Genomic DNA, 18,246 nt, shown 5'->3' with positions numbered 1-18,246 from the left:
CCTGTCTACAGCACCTCGGTGACAGCGAACTGTTGCCGGGTGCCCGCCACCAGAATCTCCACCTCGTCACCCTCGAACTTGCCCAACAGGCTTTTGCCCAGCGGCGACCGAGGTGTGATGACGGTGACCGGCTGACCGACCACATCGACTTTCAGGCCCGCCGCATCCGGCGCCAGAAACAGCCATTGCTCGCGACCCTTTTCGTCTTCCAGACCGAGCAGGGCACCGATTTCAATCCCGCGTTGATCGTCATAGGCCCGAAGCGTCAGGTTCTGGCAGACCGCCAGTGACTGGCGAATCTCCTCGACTCGTTTCGCTTGCCCGGCCGCCAGGTACGACGCCTCAAGCCCCAGGGTGTCGTACTTGTTTTCGGCAATGTTCTCTTCGTGGGTCGCGGTTTCGTAAGCGGTTTGCGCGGCGCGTTCGGCGATATCGAGGTCGACGCGCAGTTTGTCGAGAATCAGTTGATGTACGGCATGCTTGTTCATGATCAATCGCAGAATTGCAGGACGTTGGCGCGGCTCTTTTCGCTTGGGGCCGTCTGATCCTGCTGGAGCCAGAACTGGCATTTAGGATTCGACTGGTTGCGCGTGCTGCTGCGGGCCTGATCCAGGCGATTCTGCTGTTCGTTCTTGCGCAGGTTTTCTTCGTACTGCTCGAACAGGCGGTTTTGCGGCTCCGTCTCTGGCTGCGGCTGGGCGACTACCGCAGGCTTGCTCAGCTGTTGCACTGCATCCGCCACCGGTTGCAATTGACGGCTGAACAGCAACGAGGCGAGCCAGCAAGTCAGCGCAATGGCCAGGAAGCCCAGCCACAAGCCCAGGGCAATGCTGCCGGTCAATTGCAGCGCGCTAAGCTGGACAGGCAAGGGACGACGCGGGTTGGGACGATAGGGCATGGCTGCCTCCTGGCGGATGATTGCGGGCAAGTGGCGATTGTCGCACGAAGATTAATCGTCGTCGGCTCTTCTGCACGCGGACATTTATGCGGACAATCGTCGTTTTTGCCAACGGGAGTCTTGAATGCCGCAACCGAAAACCCGCTGGGACATCTTTTGCACCGTGGTCGACAACTATGGCGACATCGGCGTGACTTGGCGTCTGGCCCGGCAACTGGCGGCCGAGCATGCGCTGGCGGTGCGGCTGTGGGTCGATGATCTGCGTGCATTCGAGCGTATTTGCCCGGAACTCGATATCCATCTCGATGCGCAATGGCAGCAGGGCGTTGACGTCCGGCACTGGCCGGCAGAATGGCCAGTAACCGACGCAGCCGACGTGGTCATTGCCGCGTTCGCCTGCCAGTTGCCGAGCGCCTACATGGACGCCATGGCCGAGCGGGAAAAGCCGCCATTGTGGATGAACCTTGACTATCTCAGCGCTGAAGACTGGGTGGTTGGCTGCCACGGTCTGCCTTCGGTGAAGTACAAGTCCGTGCAGAAGATCTTTTTCTTCCCGGGCTTCCAGACCGGCACTGGCGGATTGTTGCGTGAAAGCGGATTGCTGGATCGGCGTCGGCGGTTTCAGCAGGATCCCGAGTCGCAGCGACAATTCCTGCAAGCCTTGGGGGTCGCTCCTGCATCCGACGCGCAACTGATTTCGCTGTTCGCCTACGAGAATGCCGGGCTCCCCAGCTGGCTGGATGTGCTCGCCGCTGATTCGACACCGACTCATCTGCTGGTGCCGGAAGGGCGGATTCTCGGTGATGTCGCGCGCTGGCTCGGAGTCGAGTCGCTGGCGGTGGGTGACTTCAATGTGCGTCAGGCGCTCACCGTACAGGTGCTGCCGTTCGTCCGGCAGGATCAATACGATCAATTGCTGTGGTGCTGCGATTTCAACGCGGTGCGCGGCGAAGACTCGTTTGTCCGTGCGCAATGGGCCGGTCGGCCGATGCTGTGGCACATCTATCAGCAGGACGAAGATATCCATCTGGACAAGCTCGATGCCTTCCTCGCGCTCTATGGAAAAGGCCTTTCGACTGAAGCAGCCGAGGCGATGAACGGTCTCTGGCGGGCCTGGAGTGCCGGGCAGCCTATCGGCCAGCACTGGCTTGAGGCCCGTAAATACTGGCCCGAACTGCAGGAAAATGCCGAAGCATGGTGTCTGGAACAGGCCTTGCAGGCCGATCTTGCGACGGCGCTGGTACAGTTTTACCGAAATTGGATATGATACGCGGCCTAGATTTTTGTAAATCCCATCCAAATTCGGATATTCGCAATGAAAACTGGTAAAGAACTCAAACCCGGTACCGTGATCCGTATCGACAACGATCCTTGGCTGGTTCAGAAAGCTGAATTCACCAAATCGGGCCGTAACAGCGCGATCATGAAGACCAAGCTGAAGAACCTGCTGACCGGTTACAAGACCGAAACCGTTTACGGTGCGGACGACAAGCTGGACGACGTGATCCTCGACCGCAAAGAAGCGACCCTGTCCTTCATCAGCGGCGACACCTACACGTTCATGGACACCACCGACTACACCATGTACGAACTGAACGCCGAAGACATCGAAAGCGTTCTGCCTTTCGTTGAAGAAGGCATGACCGACGTTTGCGAAGCCGTGTTCTTCGAAGAGCGTCTGGTTTCCGTAGAGCTGCCGACCACTATCGTGCGTCAGGTTGACTACACCGAAGGTTCCGCTCGCGGTGACACTTCCGGCAAGGTGATGAAGCCTGCCAAACTGAAGAACGGTACCGAGCTGTCGGTTGCTGACTTCATCGAAATCGGCGACATGATCGAGATCGATACCCGCGAAGGCGGTTCCTACAAAGGCCGTGCGAAATAAGCACTGCTTTTTGCGGAAAGAAAAAGCCCGACCATTGAGTCGGGCTTTTTTGTGCCTGCGATTTTTGCTGCCGGGCAGTTACACGGTCACGTGCAGGCGTACATCGACATTGCCACGAGTGGCGTTGGAGTACGGGCAGACCTGGTGGGCCGCGTCGACCAGGCTTTGCGCGTCAGCCTGTTCCAGTCCCGGCAGGGCGATGTGCAGGTCGATGTCCAGACCGAAACCACCAGGAATCTGACCGATGCCGACGTGAGCGGTGATCGACGCGTCGTCCGGGATTTTGCGTTTGGTCTGGCTGGCGACGAATTTCAGGGCGCCGATGAAGCAGGCCGAGTAGCCGGCAGCGAACAATTGCTCAGGGTTGGTGGCCGCGCCCCCGGCACCACCGAGTTCTTTCGGAGTGGCCAGTTTGACGTCGAGGATGTTGTCGCTGGAGATCGCACGACCGTCACGGCCGCCGGTGGAGGTTGCGATTGCGGTGTAGAGAGTTTGCATGGTGTGAGCCTCGTCGAATGTGTGGTTTGTTGCGCTAATTGTTTGCGCGCTAACTAGGTGCGAAGTAAATGTACTTCGCTAATATTTAGTGCGCAAGATAAATTTTTGCAAAAGCACGGAAGCGAGACGTGGATCAGCTAGGGATGAGATCTCAAGTTTTTGATATGAAAGGTTTTTTTGATAGAAAAACGAGAAAAAAATTTTTCGGGAGAGGGGTAAGGCAGAGAGGAACGCAGTTTCTCTGCAGGTGCGAGGCTACTCCTGCAGGGAAGGGGACGCTTAAATCAGGCTGTCCTGTAAATGACCACGCAAGGCCTGCAACTCGGCTTGCAGGTTTTGCAGGCGTTCCAGCGTGAAGCCACTGGCGCCCAGAATGCATGGCGGAACGGTTCGCGCCTTGTCTTTCAGCGCGCGTCCCTGTGCAGTCAGTTCAACGATCACCACCCGTTCATCCTCGCGGCTGCGGGTCCGGCTCAAGAGCCCTTCACCTTCCAGACGCTTGAGCAGCGGGGTCAGGGAGCCCGGATCGGTCAGCAGGCGCGTGCTGATTTCTCCGACGGTCAGACCATCCTTCTCCCACAGCACCATCATCGCCAGATACTGCGGATAGGTCAGGCCAAGTGCTTGCAGCAAGGGCTTGTAGACCTTGGTCATCATCAGCGAAGTGGAATGCAGGGCAAAGCAGGCCTGATTGTCGAGCAGCAGTTCTTCGCAGTGGTCAGTGGTGTCGCGGGTGGTGGTCATGTCGGTGCCTTGAACGGTAATGCCTATGAATCTAGCGCTCGATTGTTTAATGCGCCAGACAATTGTGCCCGGTGGGGAATCGGTCAGTGCCGGCCCAGCTCCCGTTGCAGCGCCAGATCCCACGGTGGCACGGGGCTGAAACGAGTCTTGAGGTATTCCAGCAGCAGACGGCTGCGGGAGCTGGCCTGTTGCTCCAGCCGCAGCGCGTAGATGCCGGTGCTCTCCGGTTTCGGCAAGCCGTTTTCACAAAACAGCGGCAGCAACTCGCCACGCAGCAGGTATTCGCTGGCCAGCCAGGTCGGCAGATGCGCGATCCCGAGTCCCGCAAGCGCACCGCAGACCAGCGCCTCGGCGTTGTTGGCGCTCATGCGGATTCGTGCCGGACGGTGCAACTGCATTTGCCCGTCCTGTTCGAATCGCCAGGCGAAGGGCGGGGCGAGGCCATCCCAATCGAGGCCGTCATGTTCACCCAATTGCGCGGGCTCGCTCGGTACGCCCCGGCGTTTGAGATAGTCGGGACTGGCACAGGCAATGCGCACCATGCTCGCCAGCGGCGTAGCGACCAGTCGGGTGTCGGCCATTTGTCCGGCGCGCAAGACCAGATCGACCTTGCCCAGGTTCGATCCGTCCATGTCGACAAAGCTGTCGATCAGATGCAGCTGCACGTCGAGCCCCGGATACAGCACCAGAAAGTCGGCAATCACCGGCGCCAGGTGCCGCCGTCCGAACGCTGCCGGCGCATCCACCCGAATCAAGCCTTCCGGCGCGCTGCTCAGTGACACTGCTTCGGCGCGGGCCAACTGCAGCTCGGCAACGATTCGCCGCGCCCGTTCGGCAAACGCCAGGCCGGCCGGCGTGGCACGCACCGCATGAGTGCTGCGGATGAACAACTGGCTGCCGACAGCGCTTTCCAGACTGTTGATGCGCCGGGCAACGGCCGATGGCGTCAGTGGGTGTCGGCGCGAGGCAGCAGAGAAGCTGCCACTCTCCAGCACATCGAGAAACAGTCCGAGTTGTTCGGTCAATAGATTGGGGTTCATGAATTGGCTCAGTGCCTATGCGAATTTGGCACAGCCATTGTGCGTTGCTGTGCGTTTCCGTGCCAGCGCCGACTGCGTAGGATGGGTCGCCTGACGTATGAGGAATTCTGCTGTGATCGAGTTTTTGCTGTACCTGTTGTTTGGCGCCGCCCTCGGTACTCTGGGCGGGATATTCGGCATCGGTGGCGGCCTGATCGCCATTCCGCTGTTGGGTGTGTGGTTCGGCCTCGATCAGCAGATCGCCCAAGGCACGGCGCTGGTGATGGTGGCGCCGAACGTGATGCTGGCGCTGTGGCGGTATCACCAGCGCAACCGCATCGAACTCCGGCACGCGTTGCCGCTGGCGGTGATGGGATTCTGTTTCGCGTGGATCGGCTCGATCTGGGCCGTGGGCATCGACGCGCAAACCATGCGCATCGGTTTTGTCGCATTCCTTGTGGCGTTGTCGGCCTACAACCTGGTACGGATGTTCGGCGCGCGTCCGGCAGCGACGTCAGAGATGCGTTATTCATGGCCGTGGCTGGGCGTGCTCGGCGCAGCGTCGGGCACTATGGGCGGTTTGTTCGGGGTCGGCGGGGCAGTGGTGGCGACGCCGGTGCTGACCAGCCTGTTCGGCACCACTCAGGTAGTCGCTCAAGGCCTGTCGCTGGCGCTGGCATTGCCGAGCACCGGTGTCACGCTGGTGACGTACGCGGTGCATCACGAAGTGGACTGGATGATCGGTCTGCCGCTGGCCATCGGCGGTCTGGCCAGCATCAGTTGGGGGGTGAAGGTTGCCCACGCCATGCCGGAAAAACTCCTGCGGGGGCTGTTCTGCGGGTTTCTGGTGCTGTGCGCGGTGATGCTCGCCTTTAAAGTTTGAAGCCTTCGACGATGTGCTCGGCCAGGCATTCGGTGATCGGCGACGGATTGTTCAGGTTGCGGATCAGCATGATGCTGGCCTCGGGCAACAGCGGCAGATCTTCGGCGGCCCCGAGAATCCGCAGGTCCGGTGTTATCAGGCTTTCCAGTTGCGCGGTGATCGCCAGACCCGCGCTCACCACTGCCATCAATGCCGAAAGGCTGGTGCTGTTGTAGGCAATCCGGTATTCGCGGCCCATGGCGTCCAGCGCATTACAGGCCCACAGGCGGCAGAAACAATCACTGTTGAACATCGCCAGCGGCAACGGCGTCTGCTCGTGGGCGCTGAAATTCTGCGCCTCGGCCCAGACAAAACGCTCCTTGCGCAGCAACTGGCCAATCTCGTTGCCCGGCTCGCGGGTGACGATCGACAGATCCAGATCCGTGCGCTGCAGCAATTGCTTGGTCGACTCGCAATGCACTTCGATCTGGATCAGCGGATAGAACTGGGCGAAGCGCGACAGGATCCCCGGCAGAAAGCGCATCACGTAATCGTCCGGCGTGCCGATCCGCACCGTGCCCACCATGTGCGGTTCACGCAGGGTGTTGAACACTTCACTGTGCAGTTTCAGGATGCGCCGCGCATAGCCGAGCAACACCTGGCCTTCAGCGGTCAGGCGAACCTGACGCCCGTCGCGCTCGAACAATTGGCGCTGCAACACGTCCTCTTCCAGACGCTTCATCTGCATGCTCACCGCCGATTGGGTGCGGTTGACCATTTCGCCGGCGCGGGTGAAACCGCCCTGATCGGCAATCGCGACAAAGGTGCGCAGAACATCGGTATCGATACTGGGGTACGCCGACAATTGATGAATCTCCGTGATGCTTGCCATCAGAAACATTCGTTGGATTGATCGTAGCCCCGGCGCGAGACTTGAGCCATCCCAAAAAGGAGGCAACACGATGAAAGGTCAAAGAGAGTATGCAGGCGAAGAAAAATTTTCCGGCCATATCGTTTCCGATCTGTTGCACAAGTTTAGCCGCTGGTACGAACTTCACCGTGAACGCGAACTGCTCGCCAGTCTGAGCGACGAAGCGTTGAAGGACATCGGGGTCAGCCGTGCCGATGTCGAACATGAAGCGATCCGGCCGTTCTGGGACGATCCGATGCATAAATGATGAGGCCATCGCTACACAAACCACTTACTGGTGAGGTAGGTTGCGAGCAGACATGGAGGTACACATGCCCGCGACATTGTCCTTTTCCCTTAAACAGGCTCGACGTCTGGCACTGGCTGCCCAAGGGTTTCACGGGCGCCAGCCGCCGGCTGTCAAAGCCCTGCACGTCAACCGGCTGATCGAACGCCTCGGCCTGTTGCAGATCGACTCCGTCAACGCCGTGGTGCGCTCGCACTACCTGCCGCTGTTTTCCCGTCTCGGTTCCTATTCTGCTGACTTGCTCGACCAGGCTGCCTGGAGTTCGGGGCGACGCCGTTCGCTGTTCGAATACTGGGGCCATGAAGCGTCGTTGCTGCCGTTGTCGATGTACCCGTTGATGGGCTGGCGGATGCAGCGGGCCAGGCGCGGTGAGGATATCTATCAGCAACTGGCACGTTTCGGTCGCGAGCAACAGGACACCATTCGCCGGGTACTGGCGTCGGTCGAGGAGCAGGGCGCACTGGGCGCCGGCAGTCTGTCGACCCGCGAGGAAAAGGCCGGCCCCTGGTGGGACTGGAGCGCGGAAAAACATGCGCTGGAATGGTTGTTTGCCGCTGGCGAAGTGACCGTCGCCGGGCGGCGCGGCTTTGAAAGGCTTTATGACCTGCCGGAGCGAGTGATCCCGGCTTCCGTGCTGCAACAACCATTGCCCGATGAAGCCGAGGCACAGCGCGGTTTGCTGTTGCATGCAGCGCAGGCGCTGGGTGTCGGCACGGAAAAAGATCTGCGCGATTACTTCCGGCTGAACCCTTCCGATGCCCGCCCGCGTCTGGCCGAACTGGTCGAGGACGGACAACTGCTGACCTGTGAAGTCGCCGGTTGGCGCCAGATCGCTTACTGCCTGCCCGAGCCGAAAGTCCCGCGCAAAGTCGAGGCCAGCGCATTGCTGTCGCCGTTCGATTCGCTGATCTGGGAGCGCAGTCGCACTGAGCGGCTGTTCGATTTCCGCTATCGGCTGGAGATTTACACGCCGCAGGACAAGCGCGTTTATGGCTATTACGTGCTGCCGTTCCTGCACAACGAACGAATTGCTGCACGGGTCGATCTGCGCGCCGAACGGGCGGCGGGGCGGTTGGCGGTGCATGCCGTGCATGAGGAGGAAACGGGACTGGACGAGGCGGGGATGCTGGCCTTGGCGCTGAACCTGTGGCGCATGGCGGACTGGTTGGGGCTTGGGCAGGTGCAACTCAATTGCCAGCGCGAAAGTGCTGACCGGTTGCGGGTGACGTTGGCTCAAGTCGAAAACGACCGAGCCAACGTCATCGCGATTTAGCGTTTGACCTGTTTCAGCGTCTCGGCAATCAGGAACGCCAGTTCCAGCGACTGATCGGCGTTCATCCGTGGGTCGCAGTGGGTGTGATAGCGATCCGACAAGCCATCTTCAGTGATCGGCCGCGCGCCACCGATGCACTCGGTGACGTTCTGCCCGGTCATCTCGATATGGATGCCGCCGGCGTAGCTGCCTTCGGCTTCGTGGACCTGGAAGAACTGTTTCACTTCGCCAAGGATCTGCGCGAAGTCGCGGGTCTTGTAGCCGCTGCTGGCCTTGATGGTGTTGCCGTGCATCGGGTCGGAACTCCACAGCACCTGCTTGCCTTCACGCTGCACCGCGCGGATCAGCGCCGGCAGGTGATCGCCAACCTTGTTCGCACCCATCCGCGCGATCAGGTTCAGACGGCCCGGATCGTTGTCCGGGTTGAGCACGTCGATCAGGCGGATCAGGTCGTCGGGGTTCATGCTCGGGCCGACTTTCACCCCGATCGGGTTGTTCACCCCGCGCAGGAATTCGACGTGGGCGCCGTCGAGCTGACGGGTGCGGTCGCCGATCCACAGCATGTGCGCCGAGCAATCGTAGTAATCGTTGGTCAGGCTGTCGCGGCGCACAAAGGCTTCTTCGTAGTTCAGCAGCAGCGCTTCGTGGGCGGTGAAGAAGCTGGTTTCGCGCAGTTGCGGCGAGCTGTCCATGCCGCAGGCGCGCATGAAGGCCAGGGTTTCATCGATACGGTCGGCGAGGTGGCTGTACTTCTCGGCCAGCGCTGAGTTGGCGATGAAATCGAGGTTCCACTTATGTACCTGATGCAGGTCGGCAAAACCGCCCTGGGCAAACGCGCGCAGCAGGTTGAGGGTGGCGGTGGACTGGTGATAGGACTGCAGCAGACGCTCCGGATCCGGTACGCGGCTGGCGGAATCGAAGCCGATACCGTTGACGATGTCGCCCCGATAGGCCGGCAGGGTCACGCCGTCGATGGTCTCGTCGTTGGCCGAGCGCGGCTTGGCGAACTGGCCGGCCATGCGCCCGACTTTGACCACCGGGCAGCCGGCGGCGAAGGTCATGACGATCGCCATTTGCAGCAACACTTTAAAGGTGTCGCGGATTTTCGCGGCGGAGAACTCGGCGAAGCTTTCCGCGCAGTCGCCGCCCTGCAGCAGGAACGCCCGGCCCTGGGTGACTTCGGCAAACTGACGGCGCAGCTCCCGCGCTTCGCCGGCAAACACCAGCGGCGGGTAGCTGGCCAGCGTCTGCTCGACCTGGCGCAGATGCGCGGCGTCGGGGTATCGGGGTTGTTGCTGGATCGGCAGGGCGCGCCAGCTGTCAGGGCTCCAGGGTTGGCTCATCACGGTCTCTAAGGTTCTACGCACGGACGGCCATGTTAGCAGCAATTAGTGCGTGACCTGCTCCCGCCGCTTCGCCGACAATCGCCGCTTTGCCACAGTGCCGTTGCGGTAATGATCTGGAGACGAAATGACTGAGGAGCGCGTCGAGCTGTTGCTCGCCGAGGTACAGGATGAGTTCGGCGTGATTCGCGTGCTGGAAGTGGCCGACTACCGCTTTCTGGAGTTCGGCGATGCCATCGAGCAAAGCTGTGTGTTTACCGCCGACCCGAGCTGGCTGGAGTACGACTACACCCGGGCGATGCTGATTGGCGCGCTGTGCCATGAGCAACCGGAGAGCGCGTTGTTTCTCGGCCTTGGCGCCGGCACGCTGACCCAGGCCTGTCTCAAGTTCCTGCCGCTGGAAGATGTCGAAGCCATCGAGCTGCGCCCCGATGTGCCGCGTCTGGCCATTGAATATCTCGGGCTGGATGACGATCCGCGTCTGTACATCCGCGTTGGCGATGCAATCGAGCTGCTGCCGACGGCCGAACCGGCGGATCTGATCTTCGTCGACCTCTACACCGATGTCGGCCCGGGTGCCGCGCACCTTGCGTGGAATTTTCTCGGCGACTGTCAGAAACGTCTGAATCCCGGTGGCTGGCTGGTGATCAACCAGTGGGCCACCGATGACGGCAAGCCGTTGGGGGCGGCGCTGTTGCGCGGGCTCTATCACCGGCATTACTGGGAGCTGCCGGTGAAGGAGGGCAACGTGATTCTGATCGTGCCGGCGGATCTCGATCAGGTGCTGGACATGCAGGCGCTGACTGCGCGAGCTGAAGCGCTGGCACCGAAGCTGGGATACTCGTTGCAGTCGTTGATCAATTGCATCCGTCCGGCGACTTGATTCTTAAACGCCTTTGAAGTCGCCAGGTCTGCGCTCCACCAGCGAACGCACACCTTCCTTGGCATCCTCGGTTGCCAGCAACTTCTTCACCAGCGGCGGCAAACCCTGCGCCGCTGCAGTCTCGCCTTCATAGCGCGCCTGACGCGCCGACATCAGCGTCGCCTGCACACCCAATGGCGCCTGTCGGGCAATCCGTTCCGCCAGTTCGATGGCGCGGGGCAGCAAGTCTTCGCTGGCCATGACCTCCTGCACCAGCCCCAGGCGCAACGCATCATGGGCATCGAACTCGTCGCCGGTCAGCAGCCAGCGCATGGCATTGCCCCAGCCGGCGACCTGATGAAAGCGCAACGTTGCACCGCCGAACGGAAAGATTCCGCGCTGCACTTCCATCTGGGCGAACCGGGTATTGCTGGCGCACAGGTTGATGTCGGCGGCGAGCATCAGCTCGATGCCGATGGTCAGGCAATAACCCTGCGCGGCGACAATCACCGGTTTACTGACTCGCGGTCCGACGAAGACGCCCCAGGGATCGCAGCCGCCGGTCGGCACCTGCCAGCCCTGGGCGAGGGCGGAACTGGCGTTGACCAGATCGAGTCCGGCGGTGAAATGCTCGCCATGCCCGAACACCACGGCCACTCGCGCGTCGCTGTCGGCCTCGAATTCGCCGTAGGCCAGGGCCAGGTCGTTGAGCAGATCGAGGTCGAAGGCATTGCGCTTGGCTGCACGGTCCAGACCAATCAAATGGACGTGGCCGTGGCGCGCACGACTGACGCGGCCGGGGCAGGGCTGATTCATGGGTGTTTCCTCGGACGGGAAGAAAGGGTGCAGCGACCAGATGCCGCACGTCGGTGAATCGTTTAAGCGCCATCGCCCGCAGGGCCGGGGTCTTTGAAAAATAGACCTTTGCCCGATTATCCGCAAAACCCCGTTACACAGCGGTGACAACTGTATTTCACCGATAAAAAAAGCTCCCTTTTTGGGCAAATTCCGGTATAGTGCGCGCCGGCCTTTAACCGGGCCGCGTTTAGGTAGCGCAATTCCCCGAAGTCAGCTTCGGCTGCACGTCCGCACTGCGGGCTCTCCCTTGACGATTCTTTTTCATTCATTCGTTTTCGCAAATCCCCGCCGACAAAGCTGCCAGGGCGACTCTTGAGTCTCAACACGGCATGTGCAGCTTTGGAGCATGGGTCTTTGCGGATGCACTTAGAGGCAGACCCATGACCCAGGAAATCGGCGGCTTCGCCGCTCTTGAACTTCATCCCAATATTGTCGCTGCAGTAGTCGCTACCGGCTATGAAGAGCCTTCGGCCATTCAGCAGCAGTCGATCCCGATCATCCTCGCCGGTCACGATATGATTGGTCAGGCGCAAACCGGTACCGGTAAAACCGCTGCCTTTGCCCTGCCTATCCTGCACCGCATTGATCCGTCCAAGCGCGAGCCGCAAGCTCTGATCCTGGCCCCAACTCGTGAGTTGGCGCTACAAGTTGCAACCGCTTTCGAAACCTACGCCAAGCAAATGCCGGGCGTAACTGTTGTGGCTGTCTACGGCGGCGCGCCGATGGGCCCACAATTGAAAGCAATCCGTAATGGTGCACAGATCGTTGTCGCCACTCCGGGCCGTCTGTGCGACCACCTGCGTCGCGACGAAAAAGTGCTGCAGACCGTGAACCACCTGGTTCTCGACGAAGCAGACGAAATGCTCAAACTGGGCTTCATGGACGACCTCGAAGTCATCTTCAAGGCCATGCCGGAAACCCGTCAGACCGTATTGTTCTCGGCGACCCTGCCGCAATCGATCCGTGCCATCGCCGAGCGTCACCTGCGCGATCCAAAGCACGTGAAGATCCAGAGCAAGACTCAGACCGTTACCGCGATCGAACAGGCTCACCTGTTGGTTCACGCTGACCAGAAGACTTCTGCCGTTCTCAGCCTGCTGGAAGTGGAAGATTTCGACGCTCTGATCATGTTCGTGCGCACCAAGCAAGCGACCCTGGATCTGGCCAGCGCCCTCGACGCCAAAGGCTACAAAGCCGCAGCGTTGAACGGCGACATTGCCCAGAACCAGCGTGAGCGCGTCATCGACTCGCTCAAGGATGGCCGTCTGGACATCGTTGTGGCGACCGACGTTGCCGCCCGTGGTCTGGACGTACCGCGCATCACTCACGTATTCAACGTGGACATGCCGTACGATCCGGAATCCTACGTGCACCGTATCGGCCGTACCGGCCGTGCCGGTCGCGAAGGCCGCGCGCTGCTGCTGGTGACTCCGCGTGAGCGCCGCATGCTGCAGGTAATCGAGCGTGTAACCGGTCAGAAAGTTGCCGAAGTGCGTCTGCCGGACGCCCAGGCCGTTCTCGATGCTCGCATCAAGAAACTGACCAACAGCCTGTCGCCGCTGGTGGCTGACGCCGAATCGACTCACGGTGATCTGCTGGATCGCCTGACCGCCGACATCGGTTGCACCCCGCGTGCTCTGGCTGCCGCTCTGCTGCGCAAGGCCACCAATGGTCAGGCGCTGAACCTGGCCGCGATCGAGAAGGAACGTCCACTGGTGCCGAACAGCGCTCCACGTGGCGACCGTCCTGAGCGTTCCGGTGATCGTCCGGACCGTGGTGACCGCGAGCGTCGTGCGCCGATGCCGCTGGGCGAAGGCCGTGCCCGTTGCCGTACCGCGCTGGGCGCGCGTGACGGTATCGCGGCGAAAAACCTGCTGGGCGCCATCCTCAACGAAGGTGGTCTGGCACGTGAAGCCATCGGTCGCATCCAGGTGCGTGACAGCTTCAGCCTCGTCGAGCTGCCGGAAGATGGTCTGGACAAACTCCTGACCAAGCTGAAGGACACTCGCGTTGCCGGCAAGCAGTTGAAGCTGCGTCGCTACCGCGAAGATTGATCCGCCCTTGGGCTGATTGATCGAACATAAAAAATCCCCGACTGGTTCGGGGATTTTTTTTGCCTGCGATTTGAGGTGGGAACGAACTCGTCAGCCGAAGCGGTAGATGTCCATGCCCAGCGCGCCCATGGTGAAACCTTGATGGGCGATGCTGAAATCTCCGCCGGCGCCGCGGGCGAAGTAAAGCGGCAACAGGTGTTCATCACTCGGATGGCTGCGCACGGCGTTCGGTGCCTGCTGGCGGTAAGCGTGCAGGGCGTTTTCGTCGTTGGCAGCGAGCTTGTCGACTATCCAGTCGCGGAAATCCCGGGCCCACGGCTCGACGCTTTCCGGGCCGGCGTGCCAGTCCAGTTCGCGCAGGTTGTGGGTGATGCTGCCGGAGCCGATCAGCAAAATGCCTTGTTCGCGCAAGCTGGCCAGCGCCTGGCCCACGCGGGTCTGCAACGCCGGGCCGCCACGGCTGGGCAGGGACACCTGAACCACCGGAATGTCGGCCTGCGGATACATCAGCGACAGTGGCACCCATACGCCATGGTCGAAGGGGAGTTGCGGGTCGAGGCGTGCTGGCAGGTTGTTGGCGGTCAGCAAGTCGGCGACCTCGCGGGCCAGTTGCGGATTGCCCGGTGCCGGATACTGCACTTCAAACAGCGCGCGCGGGAAACCGCCGAAGTCGTGCCAGGTTTCCGGTTGCGCATGGCTGCTGACCAGCAGCTCATGGCTTTCCCAATGGGCGGAAACGATGACAATGGCTTTCGGGCGTGGCAGTTCGGCGGCCAGACGCGCCAGTGCCGGGCCGCTGGCGCCGGGTTCGAGCGCCAACATCGGCGAGCCGTGGGAAATGAACAGGCTGGGAAACATGGAAGGGTTCCTGAGCGTTAAGATGGTTCATCTTCAGTCAGTTCATTGATCTAATTCCAATATAAGTTTTAGCGCTTTTTGATCGAATTCTTGGGAGGAAGCATGCAGCCGGAGTTTTGGCACAAGAAGTGGGAATCGAACCAGATCGGCTTTCATCAGCCCGAGGTGAACCCGTATTTGCAGCGATACTGGCCTGGTCTGGCTATCCCGGCTCAGGCGCGGGTGCTGGTGCCGTTGTGCGGGAAAAGCCTGGATCTGCAGTGGTTGGCCGGTCAGGGGCACCGGGTTCTCGGCGTCGAGCTGTCGCAAAGGGCTGTCGAGGACTACTTCCGTGAGCAGCAATTGCAGCCGCAGATCAGCGAAGTGGGCGGCTTCAAGGCTTATCGGGCCGGGGCGATCGAGTTGTGGTGCGGAGATTTCTTCGCTTTGTCCGCGAGCGATGTGGCCGATTGCACGGCGCTGTATGACCGTGCGGCGCTGATTGCCTTGCCGGTGCCGATGCGTGATCGCTATGCGGCGCATTTGCTGAATATCCTGCCGGTGGGCGTACGCGGTTTGCTGATTACGCTGGATTACGATCAGCAGCAGATGCCTGGGCCACCGTTTGCGGTGGAGGATGCCGAGGTGCAGCGCCTGTTTGGTGGCAACTGGCAGGTGCAGGCACTGGAGGAACAGGACGTGTTGAGCGAAAGCGGGAAGTTCCTGCAGGCGGGAGTGACGCGTCTGGAAGAGCGGGTGTACCGGCTGACTGGCCAGTAACAGGCACAAAAAAAGCCCGCATCACTGCGGGCCTTTCGTTTTTTGGCCGGGCTGATCAGCCGCGACGACGCAGGGCGTCGATACGCTCTTCCAGCGGCGGGTGGCTCATGAACATGCGGGCGAACCCCTGTTTGATGCCACCGTTGATGCCGAAGGCGTTCAGGGTGTCAGGCATGTGCACCGGCAGACCTTGTTCCGCGCGCAGGCGCTGCAGTGCGTTGATCATCGCGCTGGTGCCAGCCAGACGGGCGCCGGCTTCGTCGGCACGGAACTCCCGCTTGCGCGAGAACCACATCACGATTGCGCTGGCCAGGATGCCCAGAACCAGTTCGGCGAAGATGGTCGCGATGTAGTAGGCGATACCCTGGCCTTCCTCGTTCTTGAAGATCACCTTGTCAACGAAGTTGCCGATGATTCGCGCGAAGAACATCACGAAGGTGTTCACCACGCCCTGGACCAGTGCCAGAGTGACCATGTCGCCGTTGGCCACGTGGCCGATCTCGTGGGCCAGCACAGCCCTCACTTCGTCTTCCTTGAAACGCTCGAGCAAGCCCTGGCTCACCGCGACCAGCGCGTCGTTCTTGTTCCAGCCGGTGGCGAAGGCGTTCGCCTCGTAGGCCGGGAAAATCCCGACTTCGGGCATCTTGATCCCGGCTTCGCGGGACAGTTGCTCAACGGTTTGCAGCAGCCATTGTTCGTGGCGGGTGCGCGGCTGGGTAATGATCTGGGTGCTGGTGCTCATCTTCGCCATCCACTTGGAGATGAACAGCGAGAACAGCGAACCGGCGAAACCAAAGACTGCACAGAAGACCAGCAGCTGACTGAGGTTGAGGTCAACCCCGTTGGCCGCCATGAACCCGTTGAAGCCGAACAGGCTCAGGGTGATGCTGGCTATCAGCACGACCGCCAGGTTAGTGGCCAAAAACAGCAGGATGCGCATCATGGTTGTAGAAATCTCCTCAAGCTAAAGATGAAGCGTACTGCGGGGTATATAAGGCGCGGCACCGGGCGATTCAACCGAGTGACTATTTCAAACTGTGTCCTACATCGGATTCTCTGTTGGGCGGGACAATTCCCACTTCCGGAGAAGACATGGACGACAGCCTCCCGCCACCCACCACCATTGCGTCAGGCGTGCGAAACCGGTACGAATCGACAGTGTAGAAGGCGTACGGAAGAGGGCGGAGCAGAAGTGTTGCTGAATCAGACAGTGCGCAACGAAAGGCTCGTTGCGCACGGATGGCCGGTTACTGGCGGTAGGACTTGAGGAAGTTGCCGATGCGTCCGATGGCCATGTCCAGGTCATCGACACGGGGCAGGGTCACGACGCGGAAGTGATCCGGCCACGGCCAGTTGAACGCCGTCCCCTGAACCACCAGCAGTTTTTCGGACAGTAGCAGGTCGAGGACAAATTTCTCGTCGTTGTGGATCGGGCAGATCTTCGGGTCGATCTTCGGGAATGCATACAGGGCACCCATCGGCTTCACGCAACTCACGCCGGGAATGTCGTTGAGCAACTCCCAGGTGCGGTTGCGCTGTTCCAGCAGGCGGCCTTGCGGCAGCACCAGGTCGTTGATGCTCTGATAGCCGCCGAGGGCGGTCTGGATCGCGTGCTGGCTCGGCACGTTGGCACACAGGCGCATGTTGGCCAGCATGTCGATGCCTTCGATGTAGCTGTGAGCGTTGTGCTTCGGCCCGGAAATGGCGATCCAGCCGGAACGGAAACCCGCTACACGGTACGACTTCGACAGGCCGTTGAAGGTCAGGCACAGCAGGTCCGGGGCCAGCGAAGCGGTGCAGATGTGCACGGCGTCGTCGTAAAGGATCTTGTCGTAGATTTCGTCGGAGAACACCACCAGGTTGTGCTGGCGGGCCAGTTCCAGCATGCCCAGCAACACTTCCTTCGAATACACCGCGCCGGTCGGGTTGTTCGGGTTGATGATCACCATGGCCTTGGTGTTCGGGGTGATCTTGGCCTTCATGTCGGCCAGGTCCGGGAACCAGTCGGCGCCTTCGTCGCACAGGTAGTGCACCGCGTTGCCGCCGGCCAGGCTCACGGCGGCGGTCCACAGCGGATAGTCAGGTGCCGGGACCAGCACTTCGTCGCCGTTGTTGAGCAGGGCCTGCAACGACATCACGATCAGCTCGGACACGCCGTTGCCCAGGTAGATGTCTTCGATGCCGACACCTTCGACCTGCTTCTGCTGGTAGTACTGCATCACGGCCTTGCGCGCGCTGAACAGGCCTTTGGAGTCGCTGTAGCCCTGGGCGGTCGGCAGATTGCGGATCACATCCTGGAGGATTTCGTCCGGCGCTTCGAAACCAAAGGGCGCCGGGTTGCCGATATTCAGCTTGAGGATGCGATGGCCTTCCTCTTCCAGGCGTTTGGCGTGCTTGAGCACCGGGCCGCGAATGTCGTAGCAGACGTTGGCGAGCTTGTTCGATTTGCTGAACTGCATGGCGATGTGATCCCGAAAATGAACGATCCAGGCGGCGAATGGACAACCGTGCTGGGAATCCTGCGTCTTCACACAGGCAGGCGTCTTGAGCGGCGGTTTCCAACAATCCGTTTGAATGCGCAGGATCCCGCTGCCAGACTGGCGTGTGACGAGGCGCAATCATACGTGCCGCCCGATCCGTGGAAAAGGTACAGATCGGGCTTTTTCAGCCGCTGAGGTGTGATGATGGAAAAGATAGAAAAGACTCTGGAAGAATGGCGCGCGATGCTCGACCCGGAGCAGTACAACGTGTGTCGTCTCAGTGCTACCGAGCGACCGTTCTCGGGCAAATACAACGCCACCAAGACCGACGGCGTCTATCACTGCGTCTGCTGCAACGAGCCGCTGTTCGATTCCAGGACCAAATTCGACTCCGGTTGCGGCTGGCCAAGCTTCTACGCGCCGATTGGCGAGAGCGCGATGACCGAAATCCGTGATACCAGCCACGGCATGATCCGCACCGAAGTGAAATGCGCCCGCTGCGACGCGCACCTCGGCCACGTATTCCCCGACGGCCCGCCGCCGACCGGTCTGCGTTACTGCATCAACTCGGTGTGCCTGGACCTGGTGCCGCGCGAATAACCGATGCGGGCGATCTTCGGATCGCCTTTCGGATAA

Annotated in this window: 20 protein-coding genes; 9 read left to right on the top strand and 11 right to left on the bottom strand. The window is 60.8% G+C overall.

The genetic code is table 11. The features are described from left to right. Positions 1 to 5: 5 nt before the first annotated feature. Positions 6 to 488: a GreA/GreB family elongation factor gene (locus tag ACKLNA_RS19490; protein WP_114884570.1), complete on the bottom strand. Its 483-nt coding sequence runs from the start codon at positions 486 to 488 to the stop codon at positions 6 to 8. A 2-nt stretch (positions 489 to 490) separates the two neighbouring features. Then, positions 491 to 898, bottom strand: a complete 408-nt coding sequence (locus ACKLNA_RS19485; RefSeq protein ID WP_408986793.1) for a hypothetical protein — start codon at positions 896 to 898, stop codon at positions 491 to 493. A 124-nt stretch (positions 899 to 1,022) separates the two neighbouring features. On the opposite strand from ACKLNA_RS19485, the gene earP reads away from it, so the two are divergent. Together earP and ACKLNA_RS19475 are read left to right on the top strand one after the other, a co-directional pair. Continuing rightward, positions 1,023 to 2,165: an elongation factor P maturation arginine rhamnosyltransferase EarP gene (gene earP, locus ACKLNA_RS19480; protein ID WP_408986792.1), complete on the top strand. Its 1,143-nt coding sequence runs from the start codon at positions 1,023 to 1,025 to the stop codon at positions 2,163 to 2,165. Positions 2,166 to 2,213: 48 nt separating this feature from the next. Then, complete coding sequence (locus ACKLNA_RS19475) at positions 2,214 to 2,783, top strand: elongation factor P (RefSeq protein ID WP_003226785.1); 570 nt, start codon at positions 2,214 to 2,216, stop codon at positions 2,781 to 2,783. A 78-nt stretch (positions 2,784 to 2,861) separates the two neighbouring features. Here ACKLNA_RS19475 and ACKLNA_RS19470 read toward each other — a convergent pair whose 3' ends face one another. The 3 genes from ACKLNA_RS19470 to ACKLNA_RS19460 form a co-directional block, all read right to left on the bottom strand. Beyond that, a complete protein-coding gene (locus tag ACKLNA_RS19470) occupies positions 2,862 to 3,281 on the bottom strand; it encodes an organic hydroperoxide resistance protein (RefSeq protein ID WP_085710763.1) in 420 nt (139 codons plus the stop codon). A gap of 279 nt (positions 3,282 to 3,560) precedes the next feature. After that, entirely contained in the window at positions 3,561 to 4,025 is a 465-nt protein-coding gene (locus ACKLNA_RS19465; RefSeq protein ID WP_305835894.1) for a MarR family winged helix-turn-helix transcriptional regulator, read from the bottom strand. Between the two features lie 83 nt (positions 4,026 to 4,108). Further along, positions 4,109 to 5,065: a LysR family transcriptional regulator gene (locus ACKLNA_RS19460; protein WP_408986791.1), complete on the bottom strand. Its 957-nt coding sequence runs from the start codon at positions 5,063 to 5,065 to the stop codon at positions 4,109 to 4,111. A gap of 112 nt (positions 5,066 to 5,177) precedes the next feature. On the opposite strand from ACKLNA_RS19460, the gene ACKLNA_RS19455 reads away from it, so the two are divergent. After that, the gene (locus ACKLNA_RS19455) at positions 5,178 to 5,927 is read left to right on the top strand and encodes a sulfite exporter TauE/SafE family protein (protein WP_408986790.1); all 750 of its coding nucleotides are present in this window, start codon (positions 5,178 to 5,180) and stop codon (positions 5,925 to 5,927) included. Here ACKLNA_RS19455 and ACKLNA_RS19450 read toward each other — a convergent pair. Then, a complete protein-coding gene (locus ACKLNA_RS19450; protein ID WP_007955701.1) occupies positions 5,917 to 6,771 on the bottom strand; it encodes a LysR substrate-binding domain-containing protein in 855 nt (284 codons plus the stop codon). The two genes, ACKLNA_RS19455 and ACKLNA_RS19450, sit on opposite strands and share 11 nt — an antisense overlap. Before the next feature lie 97 nt (positions 6,772 to 6,868). Between ACKLNA_RS19450 and ACKLNA_RS19445 the strand changes: the two genes are divergently transcribed. Both ACKLNA_RS19445 and ACKLNA_RS19440 read left to right on the top strand, forming a co-directional pair. Beyond that, a complete protein-coding gene (locus ACKLNA_RS19445; RefSeq protein ID WP_114884556.1) occupies positions 6,869 to 7,084 on the top strand; it encodes a DUF1127 domain-containing protein in 216 nt (71 codons plus the stop codon). A 64-nt stretch (positions 7,085 to 7,148) separates the two neighbouring features. Further along, a complete protein-coding gene (locus ACKLNA_RS19440; RefSeq protein WP_408986789.1) occupies positions 7,149 to 8,396 on the top strand; it encodes a winged helix-turn-helix domain-containing protein in 1,248 nt (415 codons plus the stop codon). Here the strand turns inward: ACKLNA_RS19440 and ACKLNA_RS19435 are convergent. After that, the gene (locus ACKLNA_RS19435) at positions 8,393 to 9,739 is read right to left on the bottom strand and encodes a class II 3-deoxy-7-phosphoheptulonate synthase (RefSeq protein WP_085710757.1); all 1,347 of its coding nucleotides are present in this window, start codon (positions 9,737 to 9,739) and stop codon (positions 8,393 to 8,395) included. The genes ACKLNA_RS19440 and ACKLNA_RS19435 overlap by 4 nt on opposite strands. Positions 9,740 to 9,866: 127 nt before the next feature. Between ACKLNA_RS19435 and ACKLNA_RS19430 the strand changes: the two genes are divergently transcribed. Further along, the gene (locus ACKLNA_RS19430; RefSeq protein WP_085710756.1) at positions 9,867 to 10,622 is read left to right on the top strand and encodes a spermidine synthase; all 756 of its coding nucleotides are present in this window, start codon (positions 9,867 to 9,869) and stop codon (positions 10,620 to 10,622) included. A gap of 3 nt (positions 10,623 to 10,625) precedes the next feature. On the opposite strand, the gene ACKLNA_RS19425 is transcribed toward ACKLNA_RS19430, so the two are convergent. Then, the gene (locus ACKLNA_RS19425; RefSeq protein WP_408986788.1) at positions 10,626 to 11,417 is read right to left on the bottom strand and encodes a crotonase/enoyl-CoA hydratase family protein; all 792 of its coding nucleotides are present in this window, start codon (positions 11,415 to 11,417) and stop codon (positions 10,626 to 10,628) included. Between the two features lie 422 nt (positions 11,418 to 11,839). On the opposite strand from ACKLNA_RS19425, the gene ACKLNA_RS19420 reads away from it, so the two are divergent. Continuing rightward, positions 11,840 to 13,513: a DEAD/DEAH box helicase gene (locus ACKLNA_RS19420; protein ID WP_007955707.1), complete on the top strand. Its 1,674-nt coding sequence runs from the start codon at positions 11,840 to 11,842 to the stop codon at positions 13,511 to 13,513. Between the two features lie 90 nt (positions 13,514 to 13,603). On the opposite strand, the gene ACKLNA_RS19415 is transcribed toward ACKLNA_RS19420, so the two are convergent. After that, positions 13,604 to 14,371: a DODA-type extradiol aromatic ring-opening family dioxygenase gene (locus ACKLNA_RS19415; protein WP_408986787.1), complete on the bottom strand. Its 768-nt coding sequence runs from the start codon at positions 14,369 to 14,371 to the stop codon at positions 13,604 to 13,606. Positions 14,372 to 14,473: 102 nt separating this feature from the next. Here ACKLNA_RS19415 and ACKLNA_RS19410 point away from each other — a divergent pair, with 102 nt between their 5' ends. Continuing rightward, positions 14,474 to 15,130, top strand: coding sequence for a thiopurine S-methyltransferase (locus tag ACKLNA_RS19410; RefSeq protein ID WP_408986786.1), 657 nt, complete (start codon positions 14,474 to 14,476; stop codon positions 15,128 to 15,130). A gap of 55 nt (positions 15,131 to 15,185) precedes the next feature. Here ACKLNA_RS19410 and htpX read toward each other — a convergent pair whose 3' ends face one another. Together htpX and ACKLNA_RS19400 are read right to left on the bottom strand one after the other, a co-directional pair. After that, on the bottom strand, positions 15,186 to 16,073 hold the full coding sequence (gene htpX, locus ACKLNA_RS19405; protein WP_408986785.1) for a protease HtpX: 888 nt from the start codon (positions 16,071 to 16,073) through the stop codon (positions 15,186 to 15,188). Positions 16,074 to 16,377: 304 nt separating this feature from the next. Continuing rightward, a complete protein-coding gene (locus ACKLNA_RS19400; protein ID WP_085710751.1) occupies positions 16,378 to 17,589 on the bottom strand; it encodes a pyridoxal phosphate-dependent aminotransferase in 1,212 nt (403 codons plus the stop codon). A 225-nt stretch (positions 17,590 to 17,814) separates the two neighbouring features. Between ACKLNA_RS19400 and msrB the strand changes: the two genes are divergently transcribed. Beyond that, positions 17,815 to 18,210 carry a peptide-methionine (R)-S-oxide reductase MsrB gene (msrB, locus tag ACKLNA_RS19395; RefSeq protein WP_119429624.1) on the top strand — a complete coding sequence of 132 codons (396 nt, stop codon included), beginning with the start codon at positions 17,815 to 17,817 and terminating at the stop codon, positions 18,208 to 18,210. Positions 18,211 to 18,246: the final 36 nt, after the last annotated feature.

It is taken from the genome of Pseudomonas sp. UV AK001, from assembly GCF_046097675.1.
Classification (GTDB): domain Bacteria; phylum Pseudomonadota; class Gammaproteobacteria; order Pseudomonadales; family Pseudomonadaceae; genus Aquipseudomonas; species Aquipseudomonas kribbensis.
The sequence above is the reverse complement of the archived record's forward strand: the minus strand, read 5'-3'. Positions and strand labels throughout refer to the sequence as shown.

What these genes read in the sequence shown, in the direction of transcription:
- ACKLNA_RS19470 (WP_085710763.1), bottom strand. Translation starts at nt 3,281, where the DNA reads ATGCAAACTCTCTACACCGCAATCGCAACCTCCACCGGCGGCCGTGAC.
- ACKLNA_RS19465 (WP_305835894.1), bottom strand. Translation starts at nt 4,025, where the DNA reads ATGACCACCACCCGCGACACCACTGACCACTGCGAAGAACTGCTGCTC.
- msrB (WP_119429624.1), top strand. Translation starts at nt 17,815, where the DNA reads ATGGAAAAGATAGAAAAGACTCTGGAAGAATGGCGCGCGATGCTCGAC.
- ACKLNA_RS19475 (WP_003226785.1), top strand. Translation starts at nt 2,214, where the DNA reads ATGAAAACTGGTAAAGAACTCAAACCCGGTACCGTGATCCGTATCGAC.
- ACKLNA_RS19485 (WP_408986793.1), bottom strand. Translation starts at nt 898, where the DNA reads ATGCCCTATCGTCCCAACCCGCGTCGTCCCTTGCCTGTCCAGCTTAGC.
- ACKLNA_RS19400 (WP_085710751.1), bottom strand. Translation starts at nt 17,589, where the DNA reads ATGCAGTTCAGCAAATCGAACAAGCTCGCCAACGTCTGCTACGACATT.
- ACKLNA_RS19435 (WP_085710757.1), bottom strand. Translation starts at nt 9,739, where the DNA reads ATGAGCCAACCCTGGAGCCCTGACAGCTGGCGCGCCCTGCCGATCCAG.
- ACKLNA_RS19430 (WP_085710756.1), top strand. Translation starts at nt 9,867, where the DNA reads ATGACTGAGGAGCGCGTCGAGCTGTTGCTCGCCGAGGTACAGGATGAG.
- ACKLNA_RS19425 (WP_408986788.1), bottom strand. Translation starts at nt 11,417, where the DNA reads ATGAATCAGCCCTGCCCCGGCCGCGTCAGTCGTGCGCGCCACGGCCAC.
- ACKLNA_RS19420 (WP_007955707.1), top strand. Translation starts at nt 11,840, where the DNA reads ATGACCCAGGAAATCGGCGGCTTCGCCGCTCTTGAACTTCATCCCAAT.
- ACKLNA_RS19460 (WP_408986791.1), bottom strand. Translation starts at nt 5,065, where the DNA reads ATGAACCCCAATCTATTGACCGAACAACTCGGACTGTTTCTCGATGTG.
- ACKLNA_RS19440 (WP_408986789.1), top strand. Translation starts at nt 7,149, where the DNA reads ATGCCCGCGACATTGTCCTTTTCCCTTAAACAGGCTCGACGTCTGGCA.
- ACKLNA_RS19445 (WP_114884556.1), top strand. Translation starts at nt 6,869, where the DNA reads ATGAAAGGTCAAAGAGAGTATGCAGGCGAAGAAAAATTTTCCGGCCAT.
- ACKLNA_RS19490 (WP_114884570.1), bottom strand. Translation starts at nt 488, where the DNA reads ATGAACAAGCATGCCGTACATCAACTGATTCTCGACAAACTGCGCGTC.
- ACKLNA_RS19410 (WP_408986786.1), top strand. Translation starts at nt 14,474, where the DNA reads ATGCAGCCGGAGTTTTGGCACAAGAAGTGGGAATCGAACCAGATCGGC.
- earP (WP_408986792.1), top strand. Translation starts at nt 1,023, where the DNA reads ATGCCGCAACCGAAAACCCGCTGGGACATCTTTTGCACCGTGGTCGAC.
- htpX (WP_408986785.1), bottom strand. Translation starts at nt 16,073, where the DNA reads ATGATGCGCATCCTGCTGTTTTTGGCCACTAACCTGGCGGTCGTGCTG.
- ACKLNA_RS19415 (WP_408986787.1), bottom strand. Translation starts at nt 14,371, where the DNA reads ATGTTTCCCAGCCTGTTCATTTCCCACGGCTCGCCGATGTTGGCGCTC.